The organism is Actinomadura vinacea (assembly GCF_039532545.1).
GTDB classification, from domain to species: Bacteria; Actinomycetota; Actinomycetes; order Streptosporangiales; family Streptosporangiaceae; genus Spirillospora; species Spirillospora vinacea.
Map to the genome: position 1 here is coordinate 1 of NZ_BAAARW010000052.1, position 26,039 is coordinate 26,039.

Here is a 26,039-nt window from a genome sequence, read left to right on the forward strand (position 1 = left end):
TCGGACACATCCGCCCATAGTGCGAGGGGTGGACGTCACGGACCTCCATGCCCGCCCGCTCACGCGACAGACCACCCGGCCCCAGCGCCGACATCCGCCGCTTGTGCGTCAGGCCGTCCAGCGGGTTGCTCTGCTGCATGAACTGGGAGAGCTGGCTGGTGCCGAAGAACTCCTTGATGGAGGCCACGACCGGCCGGATGTTGATCAGGGTCTGCGGCGTGATCGCCTCGACGTCCTGAGTGGTCATCCGCTCCCGGACCACCCGCTCCATCCGCGCCAGGCCGAGCCGGACCTGGTTCTGGATCAGCTCACCGACCGTGCGCAGCCGCCGGTTGCCGAAGTGGTCGATGTCATCGGTCTCGATCGGGACCGGGGTCGACCCGACGGTCGCTTCCTCCTCGCCGGCGTGCAGCCGGACCAGGTACTCGATGGTGGCGACGATGTCGTCCTCGGTCATCGTGCCCTGGTTCATCTCCAGGTCCAGACCGAGCTTCTTGTTCACCTTGTAACGCCCGACCTTGGCCATGTCGTAGCGCTTGGGGTTGAAGTACAGGTTCTCCAGCAGCGTCTGCGCCGACTCCTTGGTCGGCGGCTCACCCGGACGCAACTTGCGGTAGATGTCCAGCAGCGCGTCGTCCTGGCCGGAGGTGTGGTCCTTCTCCAGCGTCACATTGATCGACTCATAGGCGCCGAACCGCTCACGGATACGGTCCTCGGTCCAGCCCAGCGCCTTGAGCAGCACCGTCACCGGCTGCTTGCGCTTGCGGTCGATACGGACACCCACGTTGTCACGCTTGTCGATCTCGAACTCGAGCCAGGCGCCACGTCCTGGGATCACCCGACAGCCGTAGATGTCCTTGTCCGAGGCCTTGTCGAGCGCGCGGTCGAAGTAGACGCCGGGCGAGCGGACCAACTGCGAGACCACGACCCGCTCGGTGCCGTTGATGATGAAGGTGCCCTTGGGACTCATGAGCGGGAAGTCGCCCATGAACACCGTCTGGCTCTTGATCTCACCGGTGGTGTTGTTGATGAACTCCGCCGTGACGAACATCGGGGCGGAGTAGGTCATGTCCTTGTCCTTGCACTCCTCAACGGAGTACTTGGGCGGCTCGAACCGATGATCCCGGAACGACAACGACATGGTCGCGGAGAAGTCCTCGATGGGACTGATCTCCTCAAAGATCTCTTCCAGGCCCGACTGGGTCGGGGCCTTGTCTCCAGCCTTCTGGGCCGCCTCGACCCGGGACTTCCACCTCTCGTTGCCCAGCAGCCAGTCAAAGGAGTTGGTCTGCAGCGCAAGGAGGTCCGGGACTTCGAGCGGCTCCTTGATGCGCGCGAAGGAAACGCGACGGGGACCAGCGGGTACGGCGGAGGATGATGCCAACAGATGTCCTTCCGAGGGCTTGCGGCGGACTGACGACACGCGCGCCAGACGACATCACAGCCGAACGGAGGAGTGGGACGCCGAGGGCAAGCGCGGAAGAGTAGCATAGAGCAAAATGCAGACCAAAGTCCACGCCTACAATAATTGTCAACCTCTATCCCGGGACCAGAATCGCATGCTCACGTAGAGCTCGTCAAGCCGTACGCACGAAAAAGTCCCTTGAGGGACCTGAACACGTATACGGCCAGGAGGTCGAGTTGAGCCGCTTCGGCGATCGCGTCCAAGCGGGCACGACGCAGCATGCCACAGGCGGCGGCCACGCGCCGTCGTCCCCTGCCGGAGCAGGCCGACATCCTGGACCGACAGGGATCGCCACCGCGTACAGCGGCGCCTGCCAACCCATGTGCGCGGCCCCCATCAAGCGAGATCTCGGCAGCGCCGAGCGGCCCTTCCCTATCTAGACGGACACCGCCCCTGACCGCACGTCCGCCCCCACCTCTTGGTCTCGTTACCGGTGGGCGCCGGGGCGCCAGGCGCGTTGGGAGCGGGTGATGTGGGCCAGTGCGGTTTTGAAGGCGCGGTAGGTGTCCTCTCCCAGGTCCTCGCGGTGGCGTTGCTCGATGCGGGCGAGGGTGGCGCGGGCTTTGGCGATCTCGTCGAGTCCGTGTTCGGTGGGGACGATGAGTTTGGCTCGCCGGTCGGTGGGGTCGGGTTCGCGACGGACGTAGCCGAGCTTGACCAGCTCGTCGACGATCACGCCGACGATCTGCTTGTGCTGGCCGGCGCGGCGGGCCAGGTCGGTGGCGCGGGCGCCGTCGGGAGGCAGGAAGGCCAGCACGGTGCCGTGCCGCGGTCGTACCTGGTCGTGGCCCTGCTCGGCCAGCGTGGTGAACAGTTCGTCCTGCAGTGAGCGTCCCAGCTGCCCGATCAGCATCCCCAGATCCTCCTGTGGCGTGGTGCCGGTCATCACAACCCCTCATTTAGTCACGAATCTTGACAGTCATTGATCGTGATTATAGTCTCCTCGCAGTTGATCCCCCCACCGGGGCCCATCCGAAGGAGATCCACCATGACCGGCACCACGGGTTTCGACTACACCCTCACCCGCAGCCTGGACGCCCCCGTCCACGCGGTATGGCAGGCCTGGACGATCGCCGACGACTACGCCAAGTGGGCCAGTGCCGAAGAGGTCGTCCTGGACGTGCGGCCCGGCGGCGCCTGGAGCTCGGTGATGGTCATCCCCGGCGGTGCCCGCGTCCCGCTGACCGGCACCTACATCGAGGTGGAGGAGAACAAGCGCCTGGTGATGGGCATGAACGTGCCCGGCCGTGACGAGCCGGCCCTGATGACCATGGACCTGGCCGCCGACGGCGAGGGCACCAAGATCACGCTCTCCCAGACCTTCGACACCGCCGAAGACCGCGACCAGGCCGAAGCCGGCAGCAACATGCTCCTGGACGGCCTGACCGCCTTCCTGGCCACCAGCTGACCCGCAGGACGACGATCATCCCCCGCTCCCACGGACACGCGACGTCCACGCACAACAGATCAACACCGCACCACGATGGCCGGGCCCCACCACAGGGCCCGGCCATCGTCGCGCGTGGCCTGCTGACCAACACCGATAAGTGAGCAGCTCGGTCAGGCCAGCCAAGTCGCCGCTTCCTGCTTGGCTGCACTGGCGCTACACAACGTCGAGTTCGCCCTTCGCCGCCTTGCGAGACAGCTCACGCCAGGCCGCACGCGTGCACAGGAGCTTGGGACCTGCAGGATCCTTGGAATCCCGGACAGCGACCGCGCCCCCCACACTGGCGATCTCAACACAGTCGCTGCCGGAACTGCTGCTGCGACTGGACTTACGCCAGCGAACTCGTGAGGCTTCAGCTGGGAGGTTCATCGGTTTGCCGGTACTCCTTCGCGATGTCGGCGATCAGCTGCACCGAGCGCTCCTCGGACAAAGCCTGATCCGAAATCCGGTCAAACCTCACATTACACCGGTTGACCTGACCGACATCTTCAACGTAGATCTCCCCTCCCATTCCCTCCAAATACACGACATCCGGGTCCAACGCCCCCTCAAAGCTCAGGACGACGAAGGGCCCGTCCATTCCGGCGTGCTCTCCAGACGCAGCTGGAAGAACTCGCAGGCTGATGTTGGACTTCTTACTCTCGTTCACCAGCGCGTCAAGCTGGCGTGCCATCACCTCCGGACCTCCCACCGGTCGCCTGAGGACCGCCTCGTCCAGAATCACCGCAAGCGAAGACCCCTCCTGCCGTTCAAGGATCGTCCGCCGCGCCATGCGTGCCTGGAGGCGTCGCAGATGGACTGCCTCTGACTGCTCCGGACTGCCAATGCGGATGAGCGCCAGCGCGTAGTCGCTGATCTGCAGCAGCCCGGGCACGAACTGGACCTGCCAGGTACGGATGCGCACAGCGTCGTCTTCGAGTTCCGCGAACGATCCGGTGAGCACGTCGTTGAACGCCGCCCACCAGCCGCGCTTGCGGATGTCCTTGGCGAGCTGGACGAGGGCCAGTTTGATCGCGTCGCCGCCACCGTAGAGGTCCAACATCGCCGCGACATCCGCGGGCCTCGGCCGGGTCTTGGCGGTCTCGAACCGGACCAGTTTGGGACGGCTCCAGCCGAGAGCGGCCGCCGCGGCCTCCATGGACATCCCGGAGTGCTTGCGAGCTTCGCGTAGCTGGCGGGCGAGTCGGCGGTGGCGGACGGTCGGGCTCTGCTCGGGCGTCATGCTGCGCAAGTGTGGCAGCTCTAAGTGACCACTTCACACGGAACGTAACATTCACTCTGAAGAAAATGAACAAGTGCATGGACATCGGGACGCGCTCAGGTCATGATGCTTCGTGACGATGCCTTCACAGATAGTGATCGCCCGGCTCGCTCGGCACACCCACCGGGACCTTGATCGGACGTTGGAGGTCCACCCCATGCACCATCGCGCGAAGCCCCCACCGCACGAGTTGGACGCGCCCTTTGCACCTCCTCCGCGGCCCGTCCCAGGCCATGTCATGGTCGCCCCAACGAGCCGTCCCGCCATCTGGGCCAGGGGCGGCGAGCTGGCGTTGACGCAGCTCAAGCGCCACTTCCCCGATGCCGCCATGTGGCTGGGCACGGCCACTACTGGGCCATGGCCTGCGACCGCCCGCTCAAAGCGGCGACTCCGAGTGAACTCACCAGCATGATCGCTGCGCTCCAGGCGGCGCCTTTCCCTGCGGGACCTGCCGACTCCCGAACGAACTCTGGCGTCCACTCGGGAGGACCGCGCCGTCGGTTTCTCCGCCGTGCCTCGGGTCGCCTCGTCCACAGGGACAGCCGACGACGCGACGCAGACCATGGCGCCATGCGCCCAATGAGGGATGAGCGATGAGGACCGGCAGCGCCACTGACATCCCTGCCGGAGGGGCGTGTGCCTTCCAGCTTCGCCCTGGCCCCCGCTGCGCCTCGCTGGCGCGCTCGCTGGTGGTCAGCGCGCTGAACGCGCTGAACCTGCCGGACGACTTCATCGAGGACGCCAAGCTCGCCGTCTCGGAGTTGGCCACCAACGTCCATCTCCATGCCGAGGCGGCGGGCGTGCCACCGGAACTCTGGATCTGGGCTCGAACCCATCCGCGCCACGAACTCGTGGTCTCGCTCTTCGACACCTCCCGCACTAGCCTTCCGAGCCCGGTGATGTGTCATCTGCTGGACGAGCACGGCAAGGGCCTCGGCATCGTCGCGGCGCTGGCGTCCGACACGGGATCCCACTTCACCCGCTCGCGCCTGGCCTGCACACCCACACTGGGCAAGGCCGTATGGTTCGCCCTTGCCACTCCCACCCCCTGGCCCGAGCCCGAGCACACCATTACGTCGGCCGTGGCCGCGCAGCGGCTGCTTCTGACGCTCCGGACACGCGGGATCCGGTCCACCTGCCGCAGAGAGGGCGGCCTCGTCATCACCGCGGACGATCTCAGCGTCTGGGTCGACCCCAAAGCCTTCTCGTGGCGAGAAGGCAACGGCCTTGTCCGGCAACCCTTGACCGACCTGCACGAGACCACTGAACGCATCATCAGCCTGATCGACGCCAGTCCGCAGGGCCGCCCTAACCTGCAGCGGGGTGCCGACGAAAGTCGCACTCCTGCAGTAACGGCTTCGGTTGTGCGCTACTGGGAGGTGGTGGACCGGTCCGGGCAGAGCGCGGTCTGGACGGCGGTCTTCATGTCGTTGCTCTGCGCGTCCGTACCACCCGGGTCGAGGTTCACCATGACCGTCGCCTGGCTGCCGTTGACGGTGGCGCCGCTCACGGTCTCGTACCCGAAGATGTCGCCGCTGTGCCCCCAGTACAGGCCGCCGCAGGGCAGTGGCCTGCTCTCCAGGCCGAGGCCGTAGGCCCGGCCGTCGGAGTCGCCGGTCGGCCGGGTCCGCATCAGTTCCCGCAGCTGGGCCGGGCGCAGCAGCCGGCCGTTGACGAGCGCGCCCAGGAACCGGTCGACATCGGCGCCGCTGGAGATCATCGCACCGGCCGGGCCCGCGACCGAGGGATTGAACGCGGTGAGGTCCCTGAGCGGCGCGTCCGGGCCCGGCCGCACATACCCGCGCGGGTGCGGTCCAGGGATCGCCGAGCCGTCACCCGGCACGGACGTCTCGCGCAGGCCCAGCGGGGTGATGATGCGCCGGTGGATCTCCTCGGCCCAGGTGTGGCCGGTCACCTTCTCGATGAGCATGCCGGCCAGCAGGTAGTTGGTGTTGGAGTAGCGCCAGCCGCGGCCGGGCCTGAAGGCCTGTGGGTGGGCGAGCGCGAGGTTCACCAGATCGCGGGTGTCGTGGTGGGCGAGCGGGTCCTTGAGGATCTCCTGCGGGTCGACGTAGGCGAGGTAGTCGGGCACGCCGCTGGTGTGTTGAAGCAACTGGCGGACGGTGATCCTCCGCCTGTCGTGGCCTTTTCCACGGACAACGCCGGGCAGATAGCGTTCCACCGGTGCATCGAGCGAGACGCGATGCTCTCCCACCAGCTGCAGTATGACGGTGGCCACGTACGGCTTGGTCATGCTGCCGATCCGGAACCTGCTGTCGCGGGGTACCGGTGCATTGCTGTTCACGTCCGCGACGCCGCTGGTCAGCACCGTGTCGCCGTGCCGATCACGCAGGTGCAGGAGCGCTCCGGGCCCGCCGTCGATCGTGGTCAGCCGGTCCAGGAGTTGACGCAGCCGAGCCTGGTCGGCGCCGTTGCCTGCTCCGGCCGCGGTGCCGCCGGTCAGTACGCTCACCGCGACACCGGCTGCCACGGCCAGGGTGAGCGCGCCGCGCATGCACGCCTTTACTTGATCATGTGTGCTCTCTTCTGCGTCCAGTAGTGATCAGTGGCCGATCGGATGGGATATCGCGCCCCGCGTCGGGCTAGGCCGCCACGCGGGCCCCCGTCCCGGGGGACACGGGGGAGGAACTGTGTCGGCGGGTGAACGGGGCGAGGGCGAGCCAGATCAGCGCCGCTCCCACCGGGAGCAGGTCCAGGTTGAGCGTGATGGCGACGAAGCCGGCGGCGATCAGGACGGGGCTCAGGGCGGCCCCCGCCTTGCGTCCCGGGGTGACGACCGCGAACTGGACGAGCAGCGCGAGCAGCCCGAGCATGAAGAACGCCGGGCCGATCTCGTAGATCGCCTGGGGGAGTACGGCGGGGACGTCGGCGTACCGGTCGGCGAGCATGCTCTTCTCGGCCTTGTCCGCGGCCTGCAGGCCGACGACGATGTCGACGATCGCGACGCGGACGAACGTCACCAGTCCGTACGCGGCGACCGCGGTCGCGACGCCTGCCGTGACCCTGCGTGCGGTGCCACCGGCCGTGGCCCGGACACGGCCGTACAGGCCCGCGATCACCCCGCCGTACAGCAGGAGGGAACCAAGAAAGATCAGATGGCCCACCGTCCAGGCGGGTCCTGGGCCGTGTTGCCCGTCACGGCCGTCGATGAGGCGGACGACACCGTAGGCGAGCATGAGGGCGGGGGCGAGATGGAAGGCGATCCTGGTCATGAGCGGTTCCCCTGGAGTTCGAGACCTGCGTTCTTGCGTTCTCGATCTTCAGGGAGACGGCGGCCGGACGGATCGCCGCCGCGAGCGGTCTTCGGGCATCGGTGACGCGGGGGAGAACCGGGGTGCGGCTCCCCCGCGCGAGGGAGCCGCCCCTCAGGAGGGCTCGATCAGCCGGGTCTCGTACGCGGCGATCACGGCCTGGACGCGGTCGCGGATGCCGAGCTTGGCCAGGACGTTGCTCACGTGGGTCTTCACGGTGTGCTCGCTGACGACCATGGCCGCGGCGATCTCCGCGTTCGACAGGCCGCGGCCGAGGAGGCGCAGGGTCTCGCGCTCCCGTTCGGTCAGGACCGACAGGCGGTCGGAGGTGGTCGTACCGGCGCGCGGGCGGTTGCGCGTGATGTCGGAGATGAGGCGGCGGGTGACGGCGGGCGCGAGCAGCGACTCCCCCGCCGCCACCACCCGGACCGCGTGCACGAGGTCGTCGCGGCGCACGTCCTTGAGCAGGAACCCGCTCGCACCGGCGTAGAGCGCGTCGTAGACGTAGTCGTCCTGGTCGAAGGTGGTGAGCATGATCGCGCGGGCCCGGTGCTCGGCGCACACGACCTTCGCGGCCTCGATGCCGTCCAGGCCCGGCATGCGGATGTCGAGCAGCACGACGTCGGGGTCGTGTTCGCCCACGGCGGCGATCGCGGCGGTGCCGTCGCCTGCCTCGCCCACCACCTCGATGTCGGGCTGCGCGTCCAGGATCATCGCGAAGCCGCTGCGGACGAGTTCCTGGTCGTCGGCGAGCACCACCCGGATCACACGGCCACCGTCGCGACGTAGGGGAGACGTGCCAAGACCCGGAACCCGCCGCCCGGCAGGGGACCGGCCTCGGCCGTGCCGCCGCAGGCGACGACGCGTTCACGGATGCCGATGAGGCCGTCGCCGCCCCGCCGCCAGCCCGGATCGCTTTCGGCGTGGCCCTGCCCGTCGTCGGTCACCGTGATCTCCAGTTCGTGGTCGGTCCAGCGGAGCCGGACCTCGGCCGCCCGCGCGTTGGCGTGCTTCAGCGTGTTGGTGAGCGCCTCCTGCACGATGCGGTACGCGGCCAGGTCGGCGTCGGAGGGGAGGTCACGGCTCACGCCCTCGACCGTGAGCCGCACGTGGACCTGGGTGCGGTTGACGTGCTCGACCAGGCCGGGCAGCGCGCCGATGGTCGGCTGAGGCGCGCGTACGCCGTGGTCCTGCTCCTCCTTCAGGATGCCCAGCATGCGGCGCAACTGGGCCATCGCGTCCCGGCCCGCGCCGGCGATCGCGTCGAAGACCCGTTCGGCCTGCTCGGGATCGGTGTGGACCACCACCGGACCGGCCTCGGCCTGAACGACCATGATGCTGACGGCGTGCGCGAGCACGTCGTGCATGTCGCGGGCGATGCGGGCCCGTTCCTCCGCCGCCGCCCGCGCCGCCTCGGCCTGGCGTTCACGTTCGAGCGCCTCGCGTTCGCGTTCGAGCTGCGCGGAGCGTTCCACCAGCGCGTTCGACCGCTCCCGCGCGGTCCGCGCCAGCGTGCCGAGCAGGAACGCCGTCATGGGCAGCAGGAGCGTGAACATGAACTCGCCCGCGTCGTTGTCCTTGATGAGCAGCGCGCCGGGCGGGATCGTCGCCACGAGCGCGCCGATGAAGCCCCAGCGCTGCCAGCGATGCCGCCCCAGGTCGGCGAGGGTGTAGATGGCCACAAGACCGCCGTACTGCAGCATCTGGCCCGGCCGGTGATGCAGTGACACCCCCATGGCGAAGCACGCCACGGCCAGCGCGACCGCGAACGGCGCTCGCCGCCGCCACACGAGCGGCACGACCGTGCCGAGGTTGAACACCACGCCGAGCGGCGTCACCTCCGGCGCCGTGGCGAACGGCACGAACACCGGGACGGCGACCGCCGCGGCGATCAGCACGTCCACAAGACGGCCGGTACCCGCACGCGACCGCGGCCGCGTGAGGCGGCCCAAACCGCGCAACCGATCCGACATCCACCCAGTATCGCGGCCAATACGGTCGAAGCCGGTCTGGTTCGGCGGGGCCCAGGACGCGGGGCCGTCCGATGTGCTGCTTTCCGAGCAGCGTCTTCCCCTTGACCTGGCGCCGTTCGGCCGCGGCGATCCCCTGGGCGCGCAGCGTCGAGCAACACAGCAGGTTCGGCTATGACCATTGTCTATCCGCGACCTGATTCTGGCTTGGCAGTGCCGTCCGAGGTCGCTTCGGCCTTCGTGTAGAGAACTTCGCGGGCCTGTTCCGTGGCGCGGGTGAGGCTCTCGCCGACGAAGTCGAGGAAGCGGGCGGCGTTCTCGAGGCGGGCGCCGGCCGGGGTGTCGCGGCCGAGGGTGGCGACGCCTTGCCGGGCGGTCTCGGCGAGTTGGGCGTTGTCCCGGATGCTGCGGATCATCGACTGGTACCAGAGGTCGTCGTCGACGGCGTAGCGCTCGCGGCGGCGTTCGTCGCGTTCGCGGCGGACGAGGGCCTGACTCTCGAGGAACTTGATCGCCTTGGAGACGGACGCCGGGCTGACCTGGAGGCGGGCGACGAGTTCGGCGGCGGTGAGGCTGCCGGAGTCGGTGGTGTAAATGCAGACCATGATCCGGGCCATCATCTTGTTGGACATGCCCGATTGCATGAGGACGGTGGTGAACATCTCCTCGTACTCGCGCACGGCCTCGGCGTCACGTCCGTATGGCTGGGGGACCGACTCCGGCCCCCGGGACGCGGCCTTCCTGCGCCGACGCGCGCGGCCTTCGGTGGCGCGGTGGGCCAACTCGGCGCGGTAGCCGGCGGGGCCGCCGTTGCGCATCACCTCACGCGTGATCGTGGAGGTGGGGCGGCCCAGACGTCGGGCGATCTCCGCGTAGGCGAGGTTGTCGGCCAGCCCGAGCGCGATCTGCTGGCGGTCTTGCTGGGTGAGCCTGCCTGCGGGCATCGCGATCTCCTTCGTGCGTCGTCGGTGCCCGCAGGATAGCGTTCACGCCCACTCCACTGCAACGACTACAGGTCTGCCGTTGCGTTGTCGTTCAAGGCCATCGCAACGATTCTTTGGCTTTGAGCTGCATAGATGCTGATTATATGCAACGTGATGGTTGATGGATCCCTTAAGGCAACGTAGCGTTTCCAGTGTTCGAAACATCAAGTCGCAGAGCGCAGGGAGAGCACGATGCACAAGTTCGACACCCCCGCACCGATCGCCGCCGTCCTGGACATCCCGGCCGGGCGCGTGCAGTTCCTCGCCGCCGACCGGGCCGACACCACGGTCGAGGTCCTGCCCGCCAACGCCTCCAAGGGCCGCGACGTGAAGGCGGCCGAGCAGACCACGGTCGACTACGCCGACGGAGTCCTGCGGATCCAGACCCCGGCCAAGAACCAGTACCTCGGCCCCTCAGGATCCATCGAGGTGACGGTCAAGCTGCCCGCCGGCTCCCAGGTCGAGGCCAAGGCGGGCAGCGCCGAGTTCCGGGCCGTCGGCCGCCTCGGCGACGTGGCCTTCGAAGGCGCCTACCACCAGATCAAGGTGGACGAGGCCGCCGGCCTCCGCCTCACCGCCACCGACGGCGACATCGAAGTCGGCCGCCTGGGCGGCCCCGCCGAGATCAGCACCCAAAGGGGCGACATCCGCATCGCCGAGGCCATGCGCGGCACGGTCGTGCTCCGCACCCAGTCCGGCGACATCTCGGTCCACGCCGCCGCCGGCGTCTCGGCCTCCATGGACGCCGGCACCGCCCACGGCCGCATCAGCAACGCCCTCAAGAACGACGGCACCGCCGAACTCGACATCCACGCCACCACCGCCCACGGCGACATCACCGCCCGCAGCCTCTGACCCGCACTCTCTGAGGAGCCCTCACCATGACCCCCCTGGCCATAGCGGCGACCGGGCTGCGCAAGTCCTACCGCGACAAAACCGGCGACAAGGTCGTCCTGGACGGCATCGACCTCGCCGTCCCCGAAGGAACGATCTTCTCCCTGCTCGGCCCCAACGGCGCCGGCAAGACCACCACCGTCCAGATCCTGTCCACGCTGATCGGCGCCGACGGCGGCGACATCCGAGTGGCGGGCCACGACCTGGCCAAGGACCCCCAGGCGGTCCGCGCGTCCATCGGCGTCACCGGCCAGTACTCGGCCGTGGACAAGCTCCTCACCGGCGAGGAGAACCTCAACCTCATGGCCGACCTGCACCACCTGCCGCGGCGCGAGGGCCGGCAGCTCACCGCGCGGCTGCTGGAGCAGTTCGACCTGGTCGAGGCCGGCAAGAAGATGGCGTCCACCTACTCCGGCGGCATGAAGCGCCGGCTGGACCTGGCGATGACCCTGGTCGGGAACCCGCGCATCATCTTCCTGGACGAGCCCACCACCGGCCTGGACCCGCGCAGCCGCCGCACCATGTGGCAGATCGTCCGGGACCTGGCGGAGAGCGGAGTCACGATCTTCCTCACCACGCAGTACCTGGAGGAGGCCGACCAGCTCGCCGACCACATCGCGATGCTCGACCACGGACGGCTGATCGCCGAGGGCACCCCCGAGGAGCTCAAGCGGCTCATCCCCGGCGGGCACGTCACCCTGCGATTCGCCGACGAGGACGGCGTCGATTCCGCGCTCCGCGCGCTCGGCACCGGCTTCCTGAACGGCGATGCGCTCACCGTGCAGGTTCCCAGCGACGGCAGCGTCGGCTCGCTGCGGCGGATGCTCGCCCGCCTGGACGACCAGTCGATCGACGTCGAGGAGCTGTCGGTGCACACCCCCGACCTCGACGACGTCTTCCTCACCCTCACCGGCAACCCCAAGGACAAGGACGAAGTTCGATGAGCACCGCCGTTCGCACCCACACCTTGGCCGACTCGGCGACGATGATCCGCCGGCGCCTGAAGCACATGCTCCGCTATCCGGCGATGACGGTGCAGCTCATCGGCATGCCGGTCGTCCTCCTGCTGCTGTTCGTGTACGTCTTCGGCGGCACGCTCGGAAACGGGCTCGCCGGCGGGGGAGGCCGCGAAACCTACATCAACTACGTGACCCCCGGCATCATCCTGATGACCACGGTCGGCGCCGCCACCAGCACCGCCATCTCGGTGGCCATGGACATGGCCGAGGGGATCGTCGCCCGGTTCCGGACCATGGCCATCTCCCGATCCTCGATCCTCACCGGGCACGTCGTCGGCAGCATGATCTCCATCGCGATCAGCGTCGTGTTCGTCACCGCCGTCGCCCTGGCGATCGGCTTCCGGCCGAATGCCAACCCCGCCGAGTGGATCGCCGCCGCGGGTCTCCTGACGCTGTTCGTCCTCTCGCTCACCTGGCTGGCGGTCGCGCTCGGCCTGGTGGCCAAGAACCCCGAGGGCGCCAGCAACGCGCCCCTGCTGCTGATGCTCCTGCCGTTCTTCGGCAGCGGCTTCGTGCCCACCGAATCGATGCCGACCGCCCTGCGCTGGTTCGCCGAGTACCAGCCGTTCACCCCCGCCATCGAGACCCTGCGCGGCCTGCTGATGGGCGACGCCATCGGCGACAGCGCCTACCAGACCATCGCCTGGTCCGTGGGCATCACCATCGTCGGCTTCCTCTGGTCGATGAAGCTGTTCAGCCGCGACCCCAGCCGCTGACCGTCGACGACCTGACCATGAACCGGCCGAACAGGGCCGTCAGACCAACGGTCTGACGGCCCTGAACCTTTCCGCCTCTCGCATCGACCGGATCGCAGCGAGCGCTGGGCCGACCCGGCTGCGCCATCGACCTGGACCGCGAGGTCAGCCGCATCGTGCTCGACAACGTCAAACGGTCGCTCGGCTTCCGCGTCCGGGAGGCGGTGTCGGAGCTGCGTGACCTCGGCGATGTCGGCCTTCGAGATTTCCTCGGCGAGACGGGGCGGGAACTTGAGGATCTGTACGAGGGCGGTCGCGGCGGTTGGGTGCGGCTACGCCGCGAGGCGGGCTATGAGCGTCGTCCGGTGGACGACGTGCAGGAGGACGGGAAGCTCGCGAAGGCCATCGGGCGCATGCTGCACATCGACGATCCCGAACGGCTGAGCTTCTTGCGTGAAGTCCTGGACGCCCCGTCCCCGCCGAAGTGGGCCTCCGCCGACGCACGTCGGCAACGACCGCGCGATCACCCCGACGCTGTTCCACTGGGAGTCCCAGAGCGCGACCCGCGAGGATTCGCGTGACGGCCGGCGCTACGTCCACCACGCCGAGCAGGGCTCCACGGTGCACCTCTTCATCCGTGCGACGGACGCCGGCGCGCCCCCGTACCTCTATGCCGGTCCCATGACGTATCGCGGCCACGAGGGCGAGCGTCCGATGCGCATCCTGTGGGACCTGGCCCACCCGCTGCCCGCCGACGTCTTCCACTACGCGAAGGTCAACACCGGCTGAGTCCATTCGCCGGCGAGACCGCACACTGAGCACCGATGCCGTCGTGTCGGCGCCTTGCTTCCGCTTCTACCGTCGGTCAATTGCCAGCGAGCCGGCCGCTCTGGAAATATCCGGTTCCTAGAGAATCGGGAGTTTCATGGGAATTACCATTCGCATGGAGGGCGCGGAGGCCGACGAGGAGCTCCAGTCGCTCCATGACTGGCTGCTGGCCGAGCCCAAGATCCGCAGGCATGCGCGGGTGTCGTTGCGGTCCGCCCCCGCCCGGCCCGGCGAGATGGGCACGGTCCTCGACGCGATCCAGGTGGCCGTGGAGGACGGCTTCCAGGCGGCCGAGCTCGTCCTCGCCTACCTCGCCTGGCGCGCCGCCCGCGGCGGCAAGGCCAACGGCACCATCGAGCGCGGGAACACCAAGATCCCCCTGTCGGAGACCACGGACGAGACGGCCGAGTCGGTCGCGAAGAAGCTGGACTCCGACGAGTCGTGACGCAGCCCGACCCGCACGAATCACGCGCCGTCCTCATCGGGACCGCTCAGTACGAGCACATGGCGGCGCTGCCCGCCGTCGCCCGCAACCTGCGGGCGCTGCGGCAGGAGCTGATGCGGCACGAGGTCTGGGGCCTGTCACCGCAGCACTGCGAGGTGGTGGAGGATCCCGCCGACCCGCAGGAGATGATCACTCCGGTCCACGATGCGGCGGACGAGGCGGGCGAAGTCCTCCTGGTGTACTTCGCGGGTCATGGTGTGCTCGGCCCCAACGGCGATCTCTACCTCGGGGTGCCCGGCACTCGCGACGACCGCACGCGCTCCCACTACACGGCGGTGGCGTACGACACCCTGCGGACGACCGTGAAGAACAGCCGGGCCCAAGTCCGCATCGTCGTCCTGGACTGCTGTTTCAGCGGCAAGGCCGTCTACACCATGGGGTCCGGCGCGGTGTCCGCCTTCACCGATATCGAGGGCACTTACACGATCACCTCGGCGCCGCCCACCAGGACCTCGCTCGCCCCCGAGGGGGCCGAGTTCACCGCCTTCACGCACGAACTCATCGAAGTGATCCGCAACGGCGTTCCCGAAGCCGGCGAGCTCCTCACCCTGGAGCAGATCTTCCAGCGGGTCAAGGGCGAGATGGAGGCCAAGGCCCGCCCGCTTCCCTGGCGTCAGGACCGCAACGACGCCGGGCAGGTCACGCTCATCAGGAACCGTGCCAGGGCCGCCACGAAGGCACCGCCAGGGTACGGGGAGGTTCCTGGCTACGAGGAAGGTGCGCACTTTCCGAGCAGGCAGGAACTTCATGAGGCCAAGGTCCATCGACCGCTACAGGCCGGGATCTGCGGGACGCACCACAACGGCGGCGCAGAATCCATCGTGCTGTCCGGTGGATATCCCGATGACGAGGACGACGGGGATGTCATCGTCTACACCGGGCACGGCGGTCAGGAGAACGGCCGGCAGGTCAAGAACCAGGATCCGACCTCACCGGGCAACGCCGCGCTGCTCGCCAGCATCACCACGCGGTATCCCGTCCGGGTGGTCCGCGGTTCGGCCGGAGACGAACGGCACTCTCCCGCCGCCGGATACAGGTACGACGGGCTCTACACGGTCGAGGGCTACTGGACGACCATCGGAACCGACGGCTTCCGGATCATCCAGTTCCGGTTGGAGAAGCTTCGCGACTCGACGCCGCCGATCGTGCCGTCCAACTCGATCGTCGACCAGCCCGGTATCGATCTGCACCGCTGGGAGCCGGTGGCGCTGGGCGTCTACGGGGACCGGCGGATCGCCGACAAGGTCAAGCAGGAACACCAGTTCCAGTGCCAGATCTGCGGTGTCACATTGCAGTCCCCCGCGGGTTTCCGCTTTGCCCAGACCTTTCATCTCAGGGCTCTCGCCAGGCCGCACAGAGGGCCGGACGTCGCCGAGAACATCCTGTGCGTGTGCCCGACGCACCGCGTACAACTCGAGCTGGGCACCATCACCGTCGACGACGACCTCCAGGTGATCGACGAGATCACCGGCGAGCCGTTCGCGCAGCTGGCCGCCGTGCCCAAGCACAAGGTCGGCATTGAATACGTGCGCTACCACCGGGGTCTCTACCGCAGCCAGTCGCGGCCGGCTTGAAGGGTTACTCCATCCCTTTCTTGCCTGGGGTCCAGAAGGGCTTGGTCCGGACGGAGCGGCGGGGCCAGGCGCGGTCTTGGATGAGGTGGGTCTTGATGGCCTGGATGGTGCGGGCCTCGCCGGCCAGGTAGGCGATGCCCGGTTCGGCGGGGAGGTCCAAGCGCTTGACGGCGTCCACCAGGGTCTTGGACGAGGCCGCGGGGGTGCCGTTGCGGTACTGCCAGGTGACGTTGTCGAGGGGGAGTTGGTCGTCGGGAGTGTCGACCTCGATGACGGCGTGGACGGGGGCGTCGCCCAAGGAGCGAATCATGGGGCCGAACGGGACGGCGGCGGTTTCCTCACCGGCGAAGAGGTGGTGCGGGGCCGGGTGCGGGACGAAGGAGCCTTCGGGTTTGGTGAAGACCACTTCCTGGCCCGGCTCGGCGGTGCGTGCCCAGCGGGCGCCCGGGCCGTCGCCGTGGTCGAGGACGCAGATCTCCAGGGCCATCTCGTCGCCGTCCCAGATGGAGTAGCTGCGGCGGGTCAGCAGGCCGTCGACGCTGATGCGGATCTGCTGGCCCGGCGTCCAGGTCTGGGACGGGCACGCGATCCGCAGCCGGCGCACGCGCTTGGTGATCTGGACGGTGCTCTCGACGGTGCCGGTGACGAAGAACAGGTCGCGCAGACGCATGGAGGGCCTCCGAGAAGCGATATATCGCGTTAGGCGAGACACGATACATCGCGTTTACTCGGCGCGCACGAGGCCCTCGGAGTCGGGCCGGCGGCGGTGGTTACGCCATGGGCGGCGCGGCCGCGGCCATGGCGCGTGCCTGGGCGACCGCGTTGGCTGCCCACGCGCCCGACTGCGGACCCGCGGGGAACTGGGCAACGTGGTGAAAGCCCGGACCGGTGACCGAGATGGACACGAAGCCGAGGTAGCGGCGTTCCTTCATGAGGAGGAAGAGCAGGCCCAGCAGGCAGAACCAGACGAAGACGATGGCCAGGACGATGCCGACTGGGGCAATGCCCTCGCTGACCTGCGTGGAGTCCTGGACGGTCCACTGTGAGCCGTGCAACGGGAACTGGCCGTAAGGAAGGATGACGTGCGTGCTCGTCAAGGCCATGTCGCCGATCTGCAGCAGAACGGGTTCACCACCACCATGGGGAACCGGGTACATCAGATCACCTCAGCCGAAATTCAACCGTCCGCTGCCCCGCGGGATCACCTCATAGTAGGGCCACCGCTACGGACGAGTCAGCCCTGTATTCGTTGCAATCCCGGCCCAGGGTGCTCGTCTGGCGGCTCGCACCCTGACCGGGCTTGGGGCGAGCGCGACATCGCTTCGCGATCTGCCCGGTGACGCTCGCCTCCGGCATCGCCCCCACCGGCCAGGTAGCGCGCTCGCGCGGTACCTGAGACCACTTCGAGACAGACCCGAGGTCAGGCCGCTTTCGGCCCGGACGAATGCGTCCGGAGGACGGCGATTGCTGCGAGCACTGCACCGCGATGTGCTCAGCGGACGCCGCGGGGGCGGAACTGGATGCTGATCCTGGGACCGGTGGCGCGGGCGCTCTTCGGGACGGCGTGCTCCCAGGTGCGTTGGCAACTGCCGCCCATGACGATGAGGTCGCCGTGCCCGAGGTCGTACCGGAGGGTGTGGCCGCCGCCACGGGGACGCAGGAGGAGCGGGCGCGGGGAGCCGACCGAGATGATCGCGACCATCGTGTCCTCGGTGCGGCCGCGGCCGATGGTGTCGCCGTGCCAGGCGACGCTGTCGTGGCCGTCGCGGTAGAGGCAGAGGCCGGCGGTGCGGAACGGTTCGCCGAGCTCGGGCTCGTAGTGCGCGTTGAGGGCGTCCCTGGCCTGGACGAGGACGGGGTCGGGCAGCGGGGCGCCCTCGTCGTAGAAGCCGAGGAGGCGGGGCACGTCGACGACGCGTTCGTACATGCGGCGGCTTTCGGCGCGCCACGGGACGATCTCGGCCAGCCGTTCGTAGAGGTCGTCGGCTCCGGCGATCCAGCCGGGCCGCAGGTCGATCCAGGCTCCGTGCGCGAGGTGCGTGCGCCGTACGGTCGCGCCGAGCTCGCGCGGGCCCGCCTCGTCGCCGAGGTCGAGGAGCGAGCCCTGCAATGCCCTGGTCATGGCCCCATTGTACGTCCTCAGTCAAACATGTGTTCGATCACCTGTTCGGCGGTCAGTTCGGAGCGGACGAGTTCCAGGAGGCGGCCCTTCCAGTTGCGGCCGCTCTGGTCGCGGGTGACCCAGTAGCCGGATTCGGAGCCGCCGCCGTAGTGGATGTGCGTGCCGCCGGTGCTGAGCAGGTAGTCGGCCAGGCGCGGGTGCTGGCGGAACTTGGCGCGCAGGAGCCGGGCCATGACGGCGGCCCTCGCGTCCGGCCACGAGGGGAGGCGGGGCGCGTCGCGGGCGAGGCGTTTGGCCTCGACGGCACGGTCGGCCTGGCGGATCCGCTCGCGGATCTCCGGGTCGGTGGTCGACAGGGCCCAGTACGCGTGCTCGACCGTCGGGTAGGTCGTGGAGGCGATCTCGATGGGGGCCGGGTAGTCGTTCTGGAGGAAGTGCGGACCCGGGTCCGTGGGCCAGCCCTGCGGGTAGACGGTCTGGGTCACGTGCAAGGGCGTGGACGGTGTTTCGGGGTCGTCGGCCGGGCGCGGGGCCGTGAAGCGCTCCTTGGCTTGGGCGCTGTCTCCGAAGTAGGCGTAGGCCTGTTCGCGCATCCGTTCGGTGACGGCGGGGGCTGAGCCCGGTGTCCTGTTGGCGAGCAGTGGTTCACCCAAGGGGGTGCATAGGACGGCCAAGGGCCGGTCCTTGTTGTCCATGTCGCCGAGGGCGTAGACGCGGAGATGTTCGGGGATGTCGAGGTAGGCGTCGCGGAGCGCCTGCCGGTCCTCTTCGGTACGGGTGTCCAGGTAGCGGTCGAGGGCTTGGAGGCACCGGTCGGTGGAGTCGGGGCGGTCGTTGAGGCGGTCGATCTCGTCGGCGACCTCGCCGAGCAGCATTTCGGCGGTGAGGGCGGAGCGCGGTTCGCCGAACCGCCAGGCGCCCAGGTGGTGGGCGGTGGCGCGGGCGCCCGGTTCGAGGGTGGTGGCGACCCAGCCGGATTCGAGTTTCGCGCGCAGGCCGTCCAGGTCGACCCATTCCCAGCACCAGATCGCGCCGTCGGCGAAGATCAGCAGGTCGGTCAGGTGGTAGTCGACGTTGCGGATGAAGATCGGCCGCCAGGTGCCCTCGATCCGTTCGCCGTCGACGATGCGGTAGGTGCGTTCGCGTGTCACGGTGCACAAGCCTAGGGAGACCGCGCGCCGGACTCGCCGGTTCAGTACTCGCCGAGGGCGCGTTCTATGTAGAGCGGGGTCATCTCGGGCGGCGCGGCCTCGGTGACCAGGGTGTTGAAGACGTGCCAGTGGTGCTCGATCTCGGCGCGGCGGGCCGGGTAGTCGGCGCCGCCGGAACGTTCTAGGTAGACCAGGTCGCTCAGGTGCTGCTGCGGGAAGCGGACCAGGGTGAGCGGGCTGTCGGTGGCGACCCGGCCGCAGATGTTGATCGGTGCGATCTGGATGGTGACGTTGGGCCGCCAGCAGATCTCATTGAGGTGCTCCAACTGGGCCCGCATCGTGGCGGCGTCGCCGACCGTCCGCCACAGCACGGATTCGTCCAGCACGGCCCACAGGTTGACCGGGCGTGGGCGGCGACGGAGGATGGGCTGCCTCTGTCCGAGCAGGTCCAGCCGGCGAGCGGGGTCGAGCACGGCGCCGTCGCCGCGCATGACGCCCAGCGCGTAGGCCTCGGTGCGCAGCAGTTCGGGCACGTGCTCGTCCTCGAAGCAGCGGACCAGGCGGGCGGCTCCTTCGGCGCTGAGATAGCGCTGCTTCCACTTGGGGACGACGTCGCGAAGCTCGTACCACCAGGCCCGCGCGCCGGTCTGTTCGGCGAGTGCGAGCAGGGTGGAGCGCTCGCCATGGTCATGGACGCCGTAGCGGGTGAGCAGCGCGGCGACGTCGGCGGACCGCAGCCCGATGCGGCCCAGCTCCATCCGTGTGATCTTGGATCGGGAGGCGCCGACGGCGTGTGCGGCCTCGTCGGGTGTGACGCCATGGTCGAGGCGCAGCTCGCGCAGCCTCTTGCCCAGCAGCATCCTCGGAACCAGAGGGTCGCCCTTGAGGGGCGCGGGCGCGCTCTTACGGGGCCCGATGCTCGTAGTCGTGATGGAGACCAAGACGGCTCCTCAGGGGGCGACCGGCACACAACGAATTTCACTATAGCTCGACCTATAGCGGTGGCTGCACACACAACCATACGTAGCGTGAAGATCTGTCGCTGCGGCCTTTAAGGCTTGCGTGCCACCGCGCACAGGGTGGGGTCGTCCTTGGCGTCGGGCGCTTCGATCTCCGGTCGCCATTGCCGCAGCGTGACGATTCCCGGCTCGACCACCTCCAGCCCTTCGAAGTAGCTGGATATGTGGTCGTGGGAGCGCAGCACGTAGGGGACGGCGCCGGTGTCGTCGTAGCCGGTCTGCGCCTGGTTGAGGACGGGGTTGTCGCTCGTGAAGTCGTACAGCGTGAAGTAGCTGCCGGAGGGCAGCGCGTCCACGAGGGTGCGCACGATCGACCGCGCCTCGCCGGCGTCGACGATGTGGCCGGTGATGCCCATCAGCATGAGCGCGACCGGGCGGTCGAAGTCGAGGACCTTCCGCGCCCGCGCGACGATCTGCTCGGGCCGGTGCAGGTCGGCGTCGAGGTAGGTGGTGGAACCCTCGGACGTGCTGGTCAGCAGGGCCCGGGCGTGGGCCAGCACGAGCGGGTCGTTGTCGACGTACACGATGCGCGACTCGGGGGCGACCCGCTGGGCGACCTCGTGGGTGTTGTCGACCGTGGGCAGGCCGGTGCCGACGTCGAGGAACTGGCGCATGTCGGCCTCGCCGGCCAGGAACCGCACGGCGCGGGCCAGGAAGTGCCTGCTCGTCCGGGCCAGGAAGGAGATCTCGGGGAACACCTCCTTGTACTCCTCACCGGCGACGCGGTCCACCTCGTAGTTGTCGACGCCGCCCAGCCAGTAGTTCCAGATGCGGGCGGAATGCGGGACATCGGTATTGATCTTGGGTGCCGGGGGCGCCTGCTCCGGGGATTCCGGGGACGGCTGGGAATGCTGGGAGCCCTGCGCACGGCCTGACGTGTCATCCTGCACGGTCCGGCATCTCCTTCGTCCGTCGATTCGCTGCCGTCCCCCAACCTAGGCCGACATCACGAGAAATGCGGGGATTCTTTATTTTGGACCGTCCCACCGCTCCTTTCGGAACGCCCGTGAAGGGCATCGATTAAATACCGGCCAGTACGCAAGAAATGGCTCCGGCCGAGGTCAGAGCAGAGAAACCGCAATGTAACAATCATCCCGGACGAGCCGGCAGATCCCTGGCACGACCACCTGTGGCCCATTGTGAGGCCGCGCTGTGGCGGGTCCTGGAGGCGCGTTCCGCTCGGCCTAGGCCGGGAAGGGGACCGGTACCCGCATCACGCGTCGCGAAGGAGAAGCCGTTGAAGGCCGCACGCGTCCACCAGTACTGGAACCGGCCGACGTCGCGGCGCTCGCCGACGCCGGGCTCACCGCCTACCACGCGGCCCGCAAGGCACGCGGGACGGCTGCGCCCCGGCGACACCGCCGTGATCATCGGCGCGGGCGGGCTCGGGCACATCGGCGTCCAGGCGCTGCGCGCCCTGACCGCCGCCCGCGGCAGCTACAACGACCTGGTGGAACTGATGGCCCTCGCCGCCGGCGGACGGGTCCGCCTGCACACCGTGAAATACCCTCTGGACCACTTCGACCAGGCCCTGGCCGACCTGGACCAAGGCAAGATCCGAGGCCGCGCCGTCCTCGTCCCCTGAGCGCGGCTGAAGGCCTCAGCGGAGGCGGGCGGACCTGGGCGGGGTGGCCTTCGGACGGCCCACCCGGGTGATGTTGAGCAGGCGGGACGGGTCGTCGATGTCGAGCATCCGGGCCAGGCGCTGCTTGGTGATCTCCGCGTCGATGATCTGGCTGACCGGATGGGTCGTGTAGCCGAGCGTTGACAGGGTCAGCCACTGCCGCATCAGGACGCGGCCCAGGGCGACCTGCTCGCCGTCCGTGCAACCGGGCCGCCCGACCAGGACGACGACATCGCCGTCGTAGTCGAGCGTCTTGCGGGACGCGGACGCCAGCAGCTTCGGCACGCCCAGGCGGCGCAGCACGGGATAGCCGCGCGGCGACAGCGCGGCGCGCAGCGCACGCGTCTCCAGGCCGCTCAGCCCGAGCGCCCGATCGGTGAGGCCGTCCTGCTCGTAACGCGGGTCCGCGGGATCGAGGCGAAGCCATTCGCGCAGCTCGCGCGCGATGCGCGGGGTCGAGAACTGGTGGTGGTCACCCTCGAAGGCCAGCTCGATCAGATCGCGGGACGGGACGCGGCGGACCTCCGCCTTCTCGTCCGCGGCCAGGTTCTCCAGCCGGCCGAGCACCGCCTCGTCCAGGTGGCCCGGCTCGTAGGCGCCCCGTCCGGTGCGGCGGTCGCGCACGTCCTGAGTGGTGAACGGCGTCGTGTACAGCCCCTCCGCGCCCGCCAGGTACCCGGCCCGGCGATCGGCCTCGGAGTGCGCCTGCCGGAAATCCACCCGCAGCCCCGCGTCCGCGCAGACGATCAGGCAGGTCTCGGTGAACGCGCCCAGCGCGAGCCGCAGGTCCCGGCCGCTGGGATCGCCCACCGGGAGCGTACGGGCCGGGTCCCAGCCGATCTCGACCGCGTCGTCGAGGTAGCGGAGCAGCCAGGGTTGGGTGTTGTGCGCGCTCGGGGCGCGCCAGAAGTCCGGTTCGAGCTCGCGCAGTGCGTCGGGCTTCAATGGAACTCTTTCTCGTAGAACGTGTATCCGTGCAGGGGACGTCCGCCCATCGCCTCGTATTGTGCCGCCGAACCGGGGTTGGTGCGCTCCACATACGTGCTGCGGAGGAATTCATATCCGCCGGCGCGCAAATTGCGCTGGAGCTCGCGGGAGAGGAGCCGCATGTAGCCGTGCCCTTGGGCGTCCGGGACCGTCCCCTTGATGATGAGGACGGCGTCGCGCCGGTAGCGGGAGCGCGTGAGCAGCAGGCGCACCTGGTTGCGGAGGTTGAGGTCGCCGCCGACCTTGCAGATGTATTCGGAGATGTCCGGAACGCACAGCACGAACGCCACGGGGCGTCCCGCCTTCGTCAGGTAGAGCAGCAGCGACTCGTCGATCAGGTACGCCAGGCCGTCGGTCTGCCGGTCGAGCTGTTCGGCGGAGATATCGGTGTAGTACCCCAGCTGCGCGAAGCTGTCGTTGAGCATCTCGCGCAGGACGGGCAGCTGCTCGCGGAAGCGTTTCTTGTCGCCCCGGTGCAGGACGAGGCCCTCCGCGGCGATCCGCGCGTCGTCGAACGCGAAGGTCGTGTCGGGGTCGGCGGTCGTCGGGCAGATCCAGGTGTCGGACTCGAAACGGCGGGTGAAGCCGGACGCCTCGTACGCGCGCGGGTAGTAGGGATGGTTCCAGGCGCTGTCGATGAAACCGCGTTCCTCGTACCCGGAGGTGATGACCCCGCCCGACTGGTTGGGCAGCAGCGACACCGGGCCGAACGCCGCGTCCCGGCCCGCCGCCCGGCCCGCCGCGCAGACCGCGTCGAACAGCGCTTCGGGCACGCCGTCCTCGTCCAGGAACTCGGTCAGGCCGAACAGCTGCACCCGCTTGCCGAGCTTGGCGTCGAAATCGGCGTCGGTGTGCAGCGTCGTCCGGGCCACGACGTCGCCTCGCGCGTCCCGCAGCAGGTGGAGGCGGACGCCGGGGACCTCGCCGCTCCGCCAGCCGAGGATCTGCTGCGCCATGGCCGGGACGTACCGCGCGTCCCGCCCGTACACGCGCCGCGTGAATCCGATGAACTCCCGCAGGTCGCGGCGGCCCTCCACCGCCGTGAACGAGAAGCTCACCGGCGCTCACGGACGACCGGCGGCCCCTGCTCCTCACCCGTCAGCGCCGAGAACTCCGGGATGTGCGCCATCACATCGCCCTCGGCCCGCCAGACCCCGTTGCTGTACCCCTCCGGCTCGGCGTTGTAGAGCCGGATGTAGCCGCCGGTCGCGTTCTTCTTCCCATCGGTCACCCACACCATGAGCTTGCGGTGGTGGCGGCTGCGCGCGAACCGGAGCAGGGCGTCCCGGTCGCTGAAGAACGCGATCGTGCCCAGCGTGAACGGGAACTCCCAGTAGACCTTGTGCCACCGGTACCCCTTCATCCGCTTCATGTCGCGGACCATCCGGTACCAGGTGAAGCTCAACGTGATGATCGAGATCGGGCCGCGGTACCGGGTCGCGCCCACGAACATCGCCGTGGCCTGCCCCTGCGGCGGTGCCTTGCTGAAATCAGTGGTCCGCATCAGGCCGCTCCCTTCGCTTCCGCGTCCTGCACCAGGTAGGTGTTCTTGAGCTTGCTCACCCCGGCGAACGGGCCCTCGTTCTCGGCGAACACGCGGACCCGCAGGTCGCCGGCCGCCGGATCCTCCTTCAGCGAGGCGGCGAAGTCCCGTGACACCGTCGCCAGGTGGTCGAGCACGCCCTTGCGGCACGTCTCCACCAGCACCGCGGTGGCCTCCTCGTCCAGCTCCACGCCCTCGCGCAGCTCGATGTTGACGACCGGACGCGACTCCAGGTCGGGCAGCTCCTCCAGCGACATGCAGAACCGGGCGATGTCGGCGGCGTGGGGGTTGCCCTCGTACAGGCCGTACTCCACGTCCTGCGGGTAGAGGTTGGCGCCCATGTAGGAGATCGTGCTGTCCGCCCGGCCGAACAGGAACAGCAGCGGGAGCGCCATCTTCTCGTCCGCCGTCGCCTTCAGGCAGTCGGCCCAGCGCTCGGGATCGCGGCGGATGATCTCCTTGACCCGGTTCAGGGGGTGCAGCAGCGCCTCGTCGCCGACGTTGTAGCGCAGCTTGGGCTGGAGGCAGCTCTTGGTGTTGATCGTGCAGAGCAGCTCGCCCCGCCCGTTCACCTCCAGGAACGTCTCCAGCGGGTTGTAGTGGAAGATCATCGGGAGCCGCTGCTCGGTCTCGCCCAGCAGCTCGCGGCGCAGCTCGGGGTCGGCGGCCAGCCGCTTGCGCAGCCACACCGTGAACCCGGTCTCCGCGCCCATCCCGATCGTCAGGTCGCTGGCCCCGTACGCGGAGCGGACCTCCTCGAACCGCCGCTCCAGGTACTCGCGCAGCGCCTCGGTCATGCCCTCGCCGCCGACCATCCCCCGGATCCGGTACTTCTCCCAGGGGAACCCGATCGCGTCCAGCCGGTCCTGCAGATGCTTCAGGAACGGCGGATAGGCGGTGACCACGTAGTCGTAACCGGGCCCGAAGTGCTCCAGCGTGTCGACGATCTTCTCCAGGTCGGGGCCGGTGTTCTTCACCATCGCGATCCGCGTCATCGCGGTCCCGGTCGTGGTGCCGGTGGCCCACGCCCCCATCGAGTAGCCGTTGATCACGAAGAGTCGCTCGCCGGGGAAGACCAGCTCGATGTACCCGGCCGCGTTCCGGTAGATCGCCTTCAGCTCGCGCGGGCCGCGGACCCAGTTGTACGGCTTGCCGGTCGAGCCGGACGACTCGTCCACCATCACGCCGGCCCGGTGCAGCCTGCCCTCCTGGCAGCGGCTGGCCTCGTCGTACACGGCCGCGTAGTTCTGCTTGGTCATCTCCGGGAAGTCCGCCAGCTTGCGCGGCCGCCGTCCGGCTCCGTGCCGCTGGACGAAATCGCGGTACGCGGGCACGTCCACCGCGCCGAACTCGCAGGCCACACGAGCGTGCCGCGCCGCCAGCCGGTCGAGGACGGGATGGTAGCCGCGCGCCACGAACCGCCAGACGGCCGGATGGACCGACGCGCTCCTGTACACACCGGTCAGCAGCCACGAGTAGGCCTGGAGCCGCGCCCTGCGCCAGCGCTCCACCGGCGTCAACGACCCCAGCCGCGGCGCCAGCCGCCCTTCCGCCCCTGCCATGACCGCTCCCCACCCCGCCACACGGTGCCCGGCCCGTCACTATTCCAGCCGAATTGTGATCATTGAATCGGCAGGGTAGCCGAGGCGCCACCCGTCGTACTACTCATCACACCCCCGC

27 protein-coding genes and 1 pseudogene are annotated in these 26,039 nt (G+C 68.8%); 9 read left to right on the forward strand and 19 right to left on the reverse strand.

Translation table 11 applies throughout. From position 1 onward, the window contains the following. Both ABD340_RS47575 and ABD340_RS47580 read right to left on the reverse strand, forming a co-directional pair. Positions 1-1,384, reverse strand: a pseudogene (locus ABD340_RS47575) (DNA-directed RNA polymerase subunit beta); the annotation flags it as partial. A 508-nt stretch (positions 1,385-1,892) separates the two neighbouring features. After that, positions 1,893-2,351, reverse strand: a complete 459-nt coding sequence (locus ABD340_RS47580) for a MarR family winged helix-turn-helix transcriptional regulator (protein ID WP_344598797.1) — start codon at positions 2,349-2,351, stop codon at positions 1,893-1,895. A 102-nt stretch (positions 2,352-2,453) separates the two neighbouring features. Here ABD340_RS47580 and ABD340_RS47585 point away from each other — a divergent pair, with 102 nt between their 5' ends. After that, positions 2,454-2,873 carry an SRPBCC family protein gene (locus ABD340_RS47585; RefSeq protein ID WP_344598799.1) on the forward strand — a complete coding sequence of 140 codons (420 nt, stop codon included), beginning with the start codon at positions 2,454-2,456 and terminating at the stop codon, positions 2,871-2,873. Positions 2,874-3,068: 195 nt separating this feature from the next. On the opposite strand, the gene ABD340_RS47590 is transcribed toward ABD340_RS47585, so the two are convergent. The 7 genes from ABD340_RS47590 to ABD340_RS47620 all read right to left on the reverse strand — a co-directional run bounded on the left by ABD340_RS47590 (position 3,069) and on the right by ABD340_RS47620 (position 10,359). Further along, entirely contained in the window at positions 3,069-3,281 is a 213-nt protein-coding gene (locus tag ABD340_RS47590; RefSeq protein ID WP_344598800.1) for a DUF397 domain-containing protein, read from the reverse strand. Next, positions 3,265-4,134 (reverse strand): helix-turn-helix domain-containing protein, encoded by an 870-nt coding sequence (locus ABD340_RS47595; protein WP_344598802.1) that lies wholly within the window; start codon positions 4,132-4,134, stop codon positions 3,265-3,267. The genes ABD340_RS47590 and ABD340_RS47595 overlap by 17 nt, the downstream gene beginning before the upstream one ends. Before the next feature lie 1,408 nt (positions 4,135-5,542). Beyond that, entirely contained in the window at positions 5,543-6,688 is a 1,146-nt protein-coding gene (locus ABD340_RS47600; protein ID WP_344598803.1) for a serine hydrolase domain-containing protein, read from the reverse strand. 88 nt (positions 6,689-6,776) lie between these two features. Next, on the reverse strand, positions 6,777-7,406 hold the full coding sequence (locus ABD340_RS47605) for a hypothetical protein (protein WP_344598805.1): 630 nt from the start codon (positions 7,404-7,406) through the stop codon (positions 6,777-6,779). Positions 7,407-7,559: 153 nt separating this feature from the next. Next, a complete protein-coding gene (locus tag ABD340_RS47610) occupies positions 7,560-8,213 on the reverse strand; it encodes a response regulator (protein WP_344598807.1) in 654 nt (217 codons plus the stop codon). Next, complete coding sequence (locus ABD340_RS47615) at positions 8,210-9,418, reverse strand: sensor histidine kinase (RefSeq protein ID WP_344598808.1); 1,209 nt, start codon at positions 9,416-9,418, stop codon at positions 8,210-8,212. The genes ABD340_RS47610 and ABD340_RS47615 overlap by 4 nt, the downstream gene beginning before the upstream one ends. Before the next feature lie 182 nt (positions 9,419-9,600). Next, a complete protein-coding gene (locus ABD340_RS47620; protein ID WP_344598810.1) occupies positions 9,601-10,359 on the reverse strand; it encodes a helix-turn-helix domain-containing protein in 759 nt (252 codons plus the stop codon). Positions 10,360-10,590: 231 nt separating this feature from the next. Here ABD340_RS47620 and ABD340_RS47625 point away from each other — a divergent pair, with 231 nt between their 5' ends. From ABD340_RS47625 to ABD340_RS47655, 7 genes are all read left to right on the forward strand, one after another. After that, the gene (locus tag ABD340_RS47625; protein ID WP_344598811.1) at positions 10,591-11,253 is read left to right on the forward strand and encodes a DUF4097 family beta strand repeat-containing protein; all 663 of its coding nucleotides are present in this window, start codon (positions 10,591-10,593) and stop codon (positions 11,251-11,253) included. Between the two features lie 26 nt (positions 11,254-11,279). Continuing rightward, on the forward strand, positions 11,280-12,236 hold the full coding sequence (locus ABD340_RS47630) for an ATP-binding cassette domain-containing protein (RefSeq protein WP_344598813.1): 957 nt from the start codon (positions 11,280-11,282) through the stop codon (positions 12,234-12,236). Then, complete coding sequence (locus ABD340_RS47635; RefSeq protein WP_344598815.1) at positions 12,233-13,027, forward strand: ABC transporter permease; 795 nt, start codon at positions 12,233-12,235, stop codon at positions 13,025-13,027. The genes ABD340_RS47630 and ABD340_RS47635 overlap by 4 nt, the downstream gene beginning before the upstream one ends. Positions 13,028-13,182: 155 nt before the next feature. Beyond that, complete coding sequence (locus tag ABD340_RS47640; protein ID WP_344598850.1) at positions 13,183-13,587, forward strand: hypothetical protein; 405 nt, start codon at positions 13,183-13,185, stop codon at positions 13,585-13,587. Next, positions 13,541-13,795, forward strand: a complete 255-nt coding sequence (locus tag ABD340_RS47645; RefSeq protein WP_344598847.1) for a DUF3427 domain-containing protein — start codon at positions 13,541-13,543, stop codon at positions 13,793-13,795. Before ABD340_RS47640 ends, ABD340_RS47645 begins: the two co-directional genes overlap by 47 nt. Positions 13,796-13,931: 136 nt before the next feature. Next, positions 13,932-14,279 carry an effector-associated constant component EACC1 gene (locus ABD340_RS47650; protein WP_344598817.1) on the forward strand — a complete coding sequence of 116 codons (348 nt, stop codon included), beginning with the start codon at positions 13,932-13,934 and terminating at the stop codon, positions 14,277-14,279. Next, positions 14,276-15,913, forward strand: coding sequence for a caspase, EACC1-associated type (locus ABD340_RS47655; RefSeq protein ID WP_344598818.1), 1,638 nt, complete (start codon positions 14,276-14,278; stop codon positions 15,911-15,913). Before ABD340_RS47650 ends, ABD340_RS47655 begins: the two co-directional genes overlap by 4 nt. A 4-nt stretch (positions 15,914-15,917) precedes the next feature. Here ABD340_RS47655 and ABD340_RS47660 read toward each other — a convergent pair whose 3' ends face one another. From ABD340_RS47660 to ABD340_RS47685, 6 genes are all read right to left on the reverse strand, one after another. Next, positions 15,918-16,583, reverse strand: a complete 666-nt coding sequence (locus ABD340_RS47660) for a siderophore-interacting protein (protein ID WP_344598820.1) — start codon at positions 16,581-16,583, stop codon at positions 15,918-15,920. Positions 16,584-16,683: 100 nt separating this feature from the next. Further along, the gene (locus ABD340_RS47665) at positions 16,684-17,070 is read right to left on the reverse strand and encodes a hypothetical protein (RefSeq protein ID WP_344598822.1); all 387 of its coding nucleotides are present in this window, start codon (positions 17,068-17,070) and stop codon (positions 16,684-16,686) included. Positions 17,071-17,405: 335 nt separating this feature from the next. Beyond that, positions 17,406-18,035, reverse strand: coding sequence for an alpha-ketoglutarate-dependent dioxygenase AlkB (locus ABD340_RS47670; RefSeq protein ID WP_344598824.1), 630 nt, complete (start codon positions 18,033-18,035; stop codon positions 17,406-17,408). 17 nt (positions 18,036-18,052) lie between these two features. Next, positions 18,053-19,186: an NADAR family protein gene (locus ABD340_RS47675; RefSeq protein ID WP_344598825.1), complete on the reverse strand. Its 1,134-nt coding sequence runs from the start codon at positions 19,184-19,186 to the stop codon at positions 18,053-18,055. Positions 19,187-19,227: 41 nt separating this feature from the next. Next, positions 19,228-20,046 (reverse strand): helix-turn-helix domain-containing protein, encoded by an 819-nt coding sequence (locus ABD340_RS47680; protein WP_344598827.1) that lies wholly within the window; start codon positions 20,044-20,046, stop codon positions 19,228-19,230. 191 nt (positions 20,047-20,237) lie between these two features. Further along, entirely contained in the window at positions 20,238-21,095 is an 858-nt protein-coding gene (locus ABD340_RS47685) for an SAM-dependent methyltransferase (RefSeq protein WP_425547558.1), read from the reverse strand. Positions 21,096-21,442: 347 nt separating this feature from the next. Here ABD340_RS47685 and ABD340_RS47690 point away from each other — a divergent pair, with 347 nt between their 5' ends. Then, entirely contained in the window at positions 21,443-21,790 is a 348-nt protein-coding gene (locus ABD340_RS47690) for an MDR/zinc-dependent alcohol dehydrogenase-like family protein (RefSeq protein WP_425547559.1), read from the forward strand. A 15-nt stretch (positions 21,791-21,805) separates the two neighbouring features. Here ABD340_RS47690 and ABD340_RS47695 read toward each other — a convergent pair whose 3' ends face one another. The 4 genes from ABD340_RS47695 to ABD340_RS47710 are packed head-to-tail and all read right to left on the reverse strand — an operon-like array spanning position 21,806 to position 25,921. Next, positions 21,806-22,774, reverse strand: a complete 969-nt coding sequence (locus ABD340_RS47695; RefSeq protein ID WP_344598829.1) for a nitroreductase family protein — start codon at positions 22,772-22,774, stop codon at positions 21,806-21,808. Continuing rightward, positions 22,771-23,874, reverse strand: a complete 1,104-nt coding sequence (locus ABD340_RS47700; protein WP_344598831.1) for a hypothetical protein — start codon at positions 23,872-23,874, stop codon at positions 22,771-22,773. The genes ABD340_RS47695 and ABD340_RS47700 overlap by 4 nt, the downstream gene beginning before the upstream one ends. Then, a complete protein-coding gene (locus tag ABD340_RS47705; protein ID WP_344598832.1) occupies positions 23,871-24,320 on the reverse strand; it encodes a DUF4188 domain-containing protein in 450 nt (149 codons plus the stop codon). Before ABD340_RS47705 ends, ABD340_RS47700 begins: the two co-directional genes overlap by 4 nt. After that, positions 24,320-25,921 carry a phenylacetate--CoA ligase family protein gene (locus ABD340_RS47710; protein WP_344598834.1) on the reverse strand — a complete coding sequence of 534 codons (1,602 nt, stop codon included), beginning with the start codon at positions 25,919-25,921 and terminating at the stop codon, positions 24,320-24,322. The genes ABD340_RS47705 and ABD340_RS47710 overlap by 1 nt, the downstream gene beginning before the upstream one ends. Positions 25,922-26,039: the final 118 nt, after the last annotated feature.

What these genes read in the sequence shown, in the direction of transcription:
- ABD340_RS47580 (WP_344598797.1), bottom strand. Translation starts at nt 2,351, where the DNA reads ATGACCGGCACCACGCCACAGGAGGATCTGGGGATGCTGATCGGGCAG.
- ABD340_RS47585 (WP_344598799.1), top strand. Translation starts at nt 2,454, where the DNA reads ATGACCGGCACCACGGGTTTCGACTACACCCTCACCCGCAGCCTGGAC.
- ABD340_RS47590 (WP_344598800.1), bottom strand. Translation starts at nt 3,281, where the DNA reads ATGAACCTCCCAGCTGAAGCCTCACGAGTTCGCTGGCGTAAGTCCAGT.
- ABD340_RS47595 (WP_344598802.1), bottom strand. Translation starts at nt 4,134, where the DNA reads ATGACGCCCGAGCAGAGCCCGACCGTCCGCCACCGCCGACTCGCCCGC.
- ABD340_RS47600 (WP_344598803.1), bottom strand. Translation starts at nt 6,688, where the DNA reads ATGCGCGGCGCGCTCACCCTGGCCGTGGCAGCCGGTGTCGCGGTGAGC.
- ABD340_RS47605 (WP_344598805.1), bottom strand. Translation starts at nt 7,406, where the DNA reads ATGACCAGGATCGCCTTCCATCTCGCCCCCGCCCTCATGCTCGCCTAC.
- ABD340_RS47615 (WP_344598808.1), bottom strand. Translation starts at nt 9,418, where the DNA reads ATGTCGGATCGGTTGCGCGGTTTGGGCCGCCTCACGCGGCCGCGGTCG.
- ABD340_RS47620 (WP_344598810.1), bottom strand. Translation starts at nt 10,359, where the DNA reads ATGCCCGCAGGCAGGCTCACCCAGCAAGACCGCCAGCAGATCGCGCTC.
- ABD340_RS47625 (WP_344598811.1), top strand. Translation starts at nt 10,591, where the DNA reads ATGCACAAGTTCGACACCCCCGCACCGATCGCCGCCGTCCTGGACATC.
- ABD340_RS47630 (WP_344598813.1), top strand. Translation starts at nt 11,280, where the DNA reads ATGACCCCCCTGGCCATAGCGGCGACCGGGCTGCGCAAGTCCTACCGC.
- ABD340_RS47635 (WP_344598815.1), top strand. Translation starts at nt 12,233, where the DNA reads ATGAGCACCGCCGTTCGCACCCACACCTTGGCCGACTCGGCGACGATG.
- ABD340_RS47650 (WP_344598817.1), top strand. Translation starts at nt 13,932, where the DNA reads ATGGGAATTACCATTCGCATGGAGGGCGCGGAGGCCGACGAGGAGCTC.
- ABD340_RS47660 (WP_344598820.1), bottom strand. Translation starts at nt 16,583, where the DNA reads ATGCGTCTGCGCGACCTGTTCTTCGTCACCGGCACCGTCGAGAGCACC.
- ABD340_RS47665 (WP_344598822.1), bottom strand. Translation starts at nt 17,070, where the DNA reads ATGTACCCGGTTCCCCATGGTGGTGGTGAACCCGTTCTGCTGCAGATC.
- ABD340_RS47670 (WP_344598824.1), bottom strand. Translation starts at nt 18,035, where the DNA reads ATGACCAGGGCATTGCAGGGCTCGCTCCTCGACCTCGGCGACGAGGCG.
- ABD340_RS47680 (WP_344598827.1), bottom strand. Translation starts at nt 20,046, where the DNA reads ATGCTGCTGGGCAAGAGGCTGCGCGAGCTGCGCCTCGACCATGGCGTC.
- ABD340_RS47705 (WP_344598832.1), bottom strand. Translation starts at nt 24,320, where the DNA reads ATGCGGACCACTGATTTCAGCAAGGCACCGCCGCAGGGGCAGGCCACG.
- ABD340_RS47710 (WP_344598834.1), bottom strand. Translation starts at nt 25,921, where the DNA reads ATGGCAGGGGCGGAAGGGCGGCTGGCGCCGCGGCTGGGGTCGTTGACG.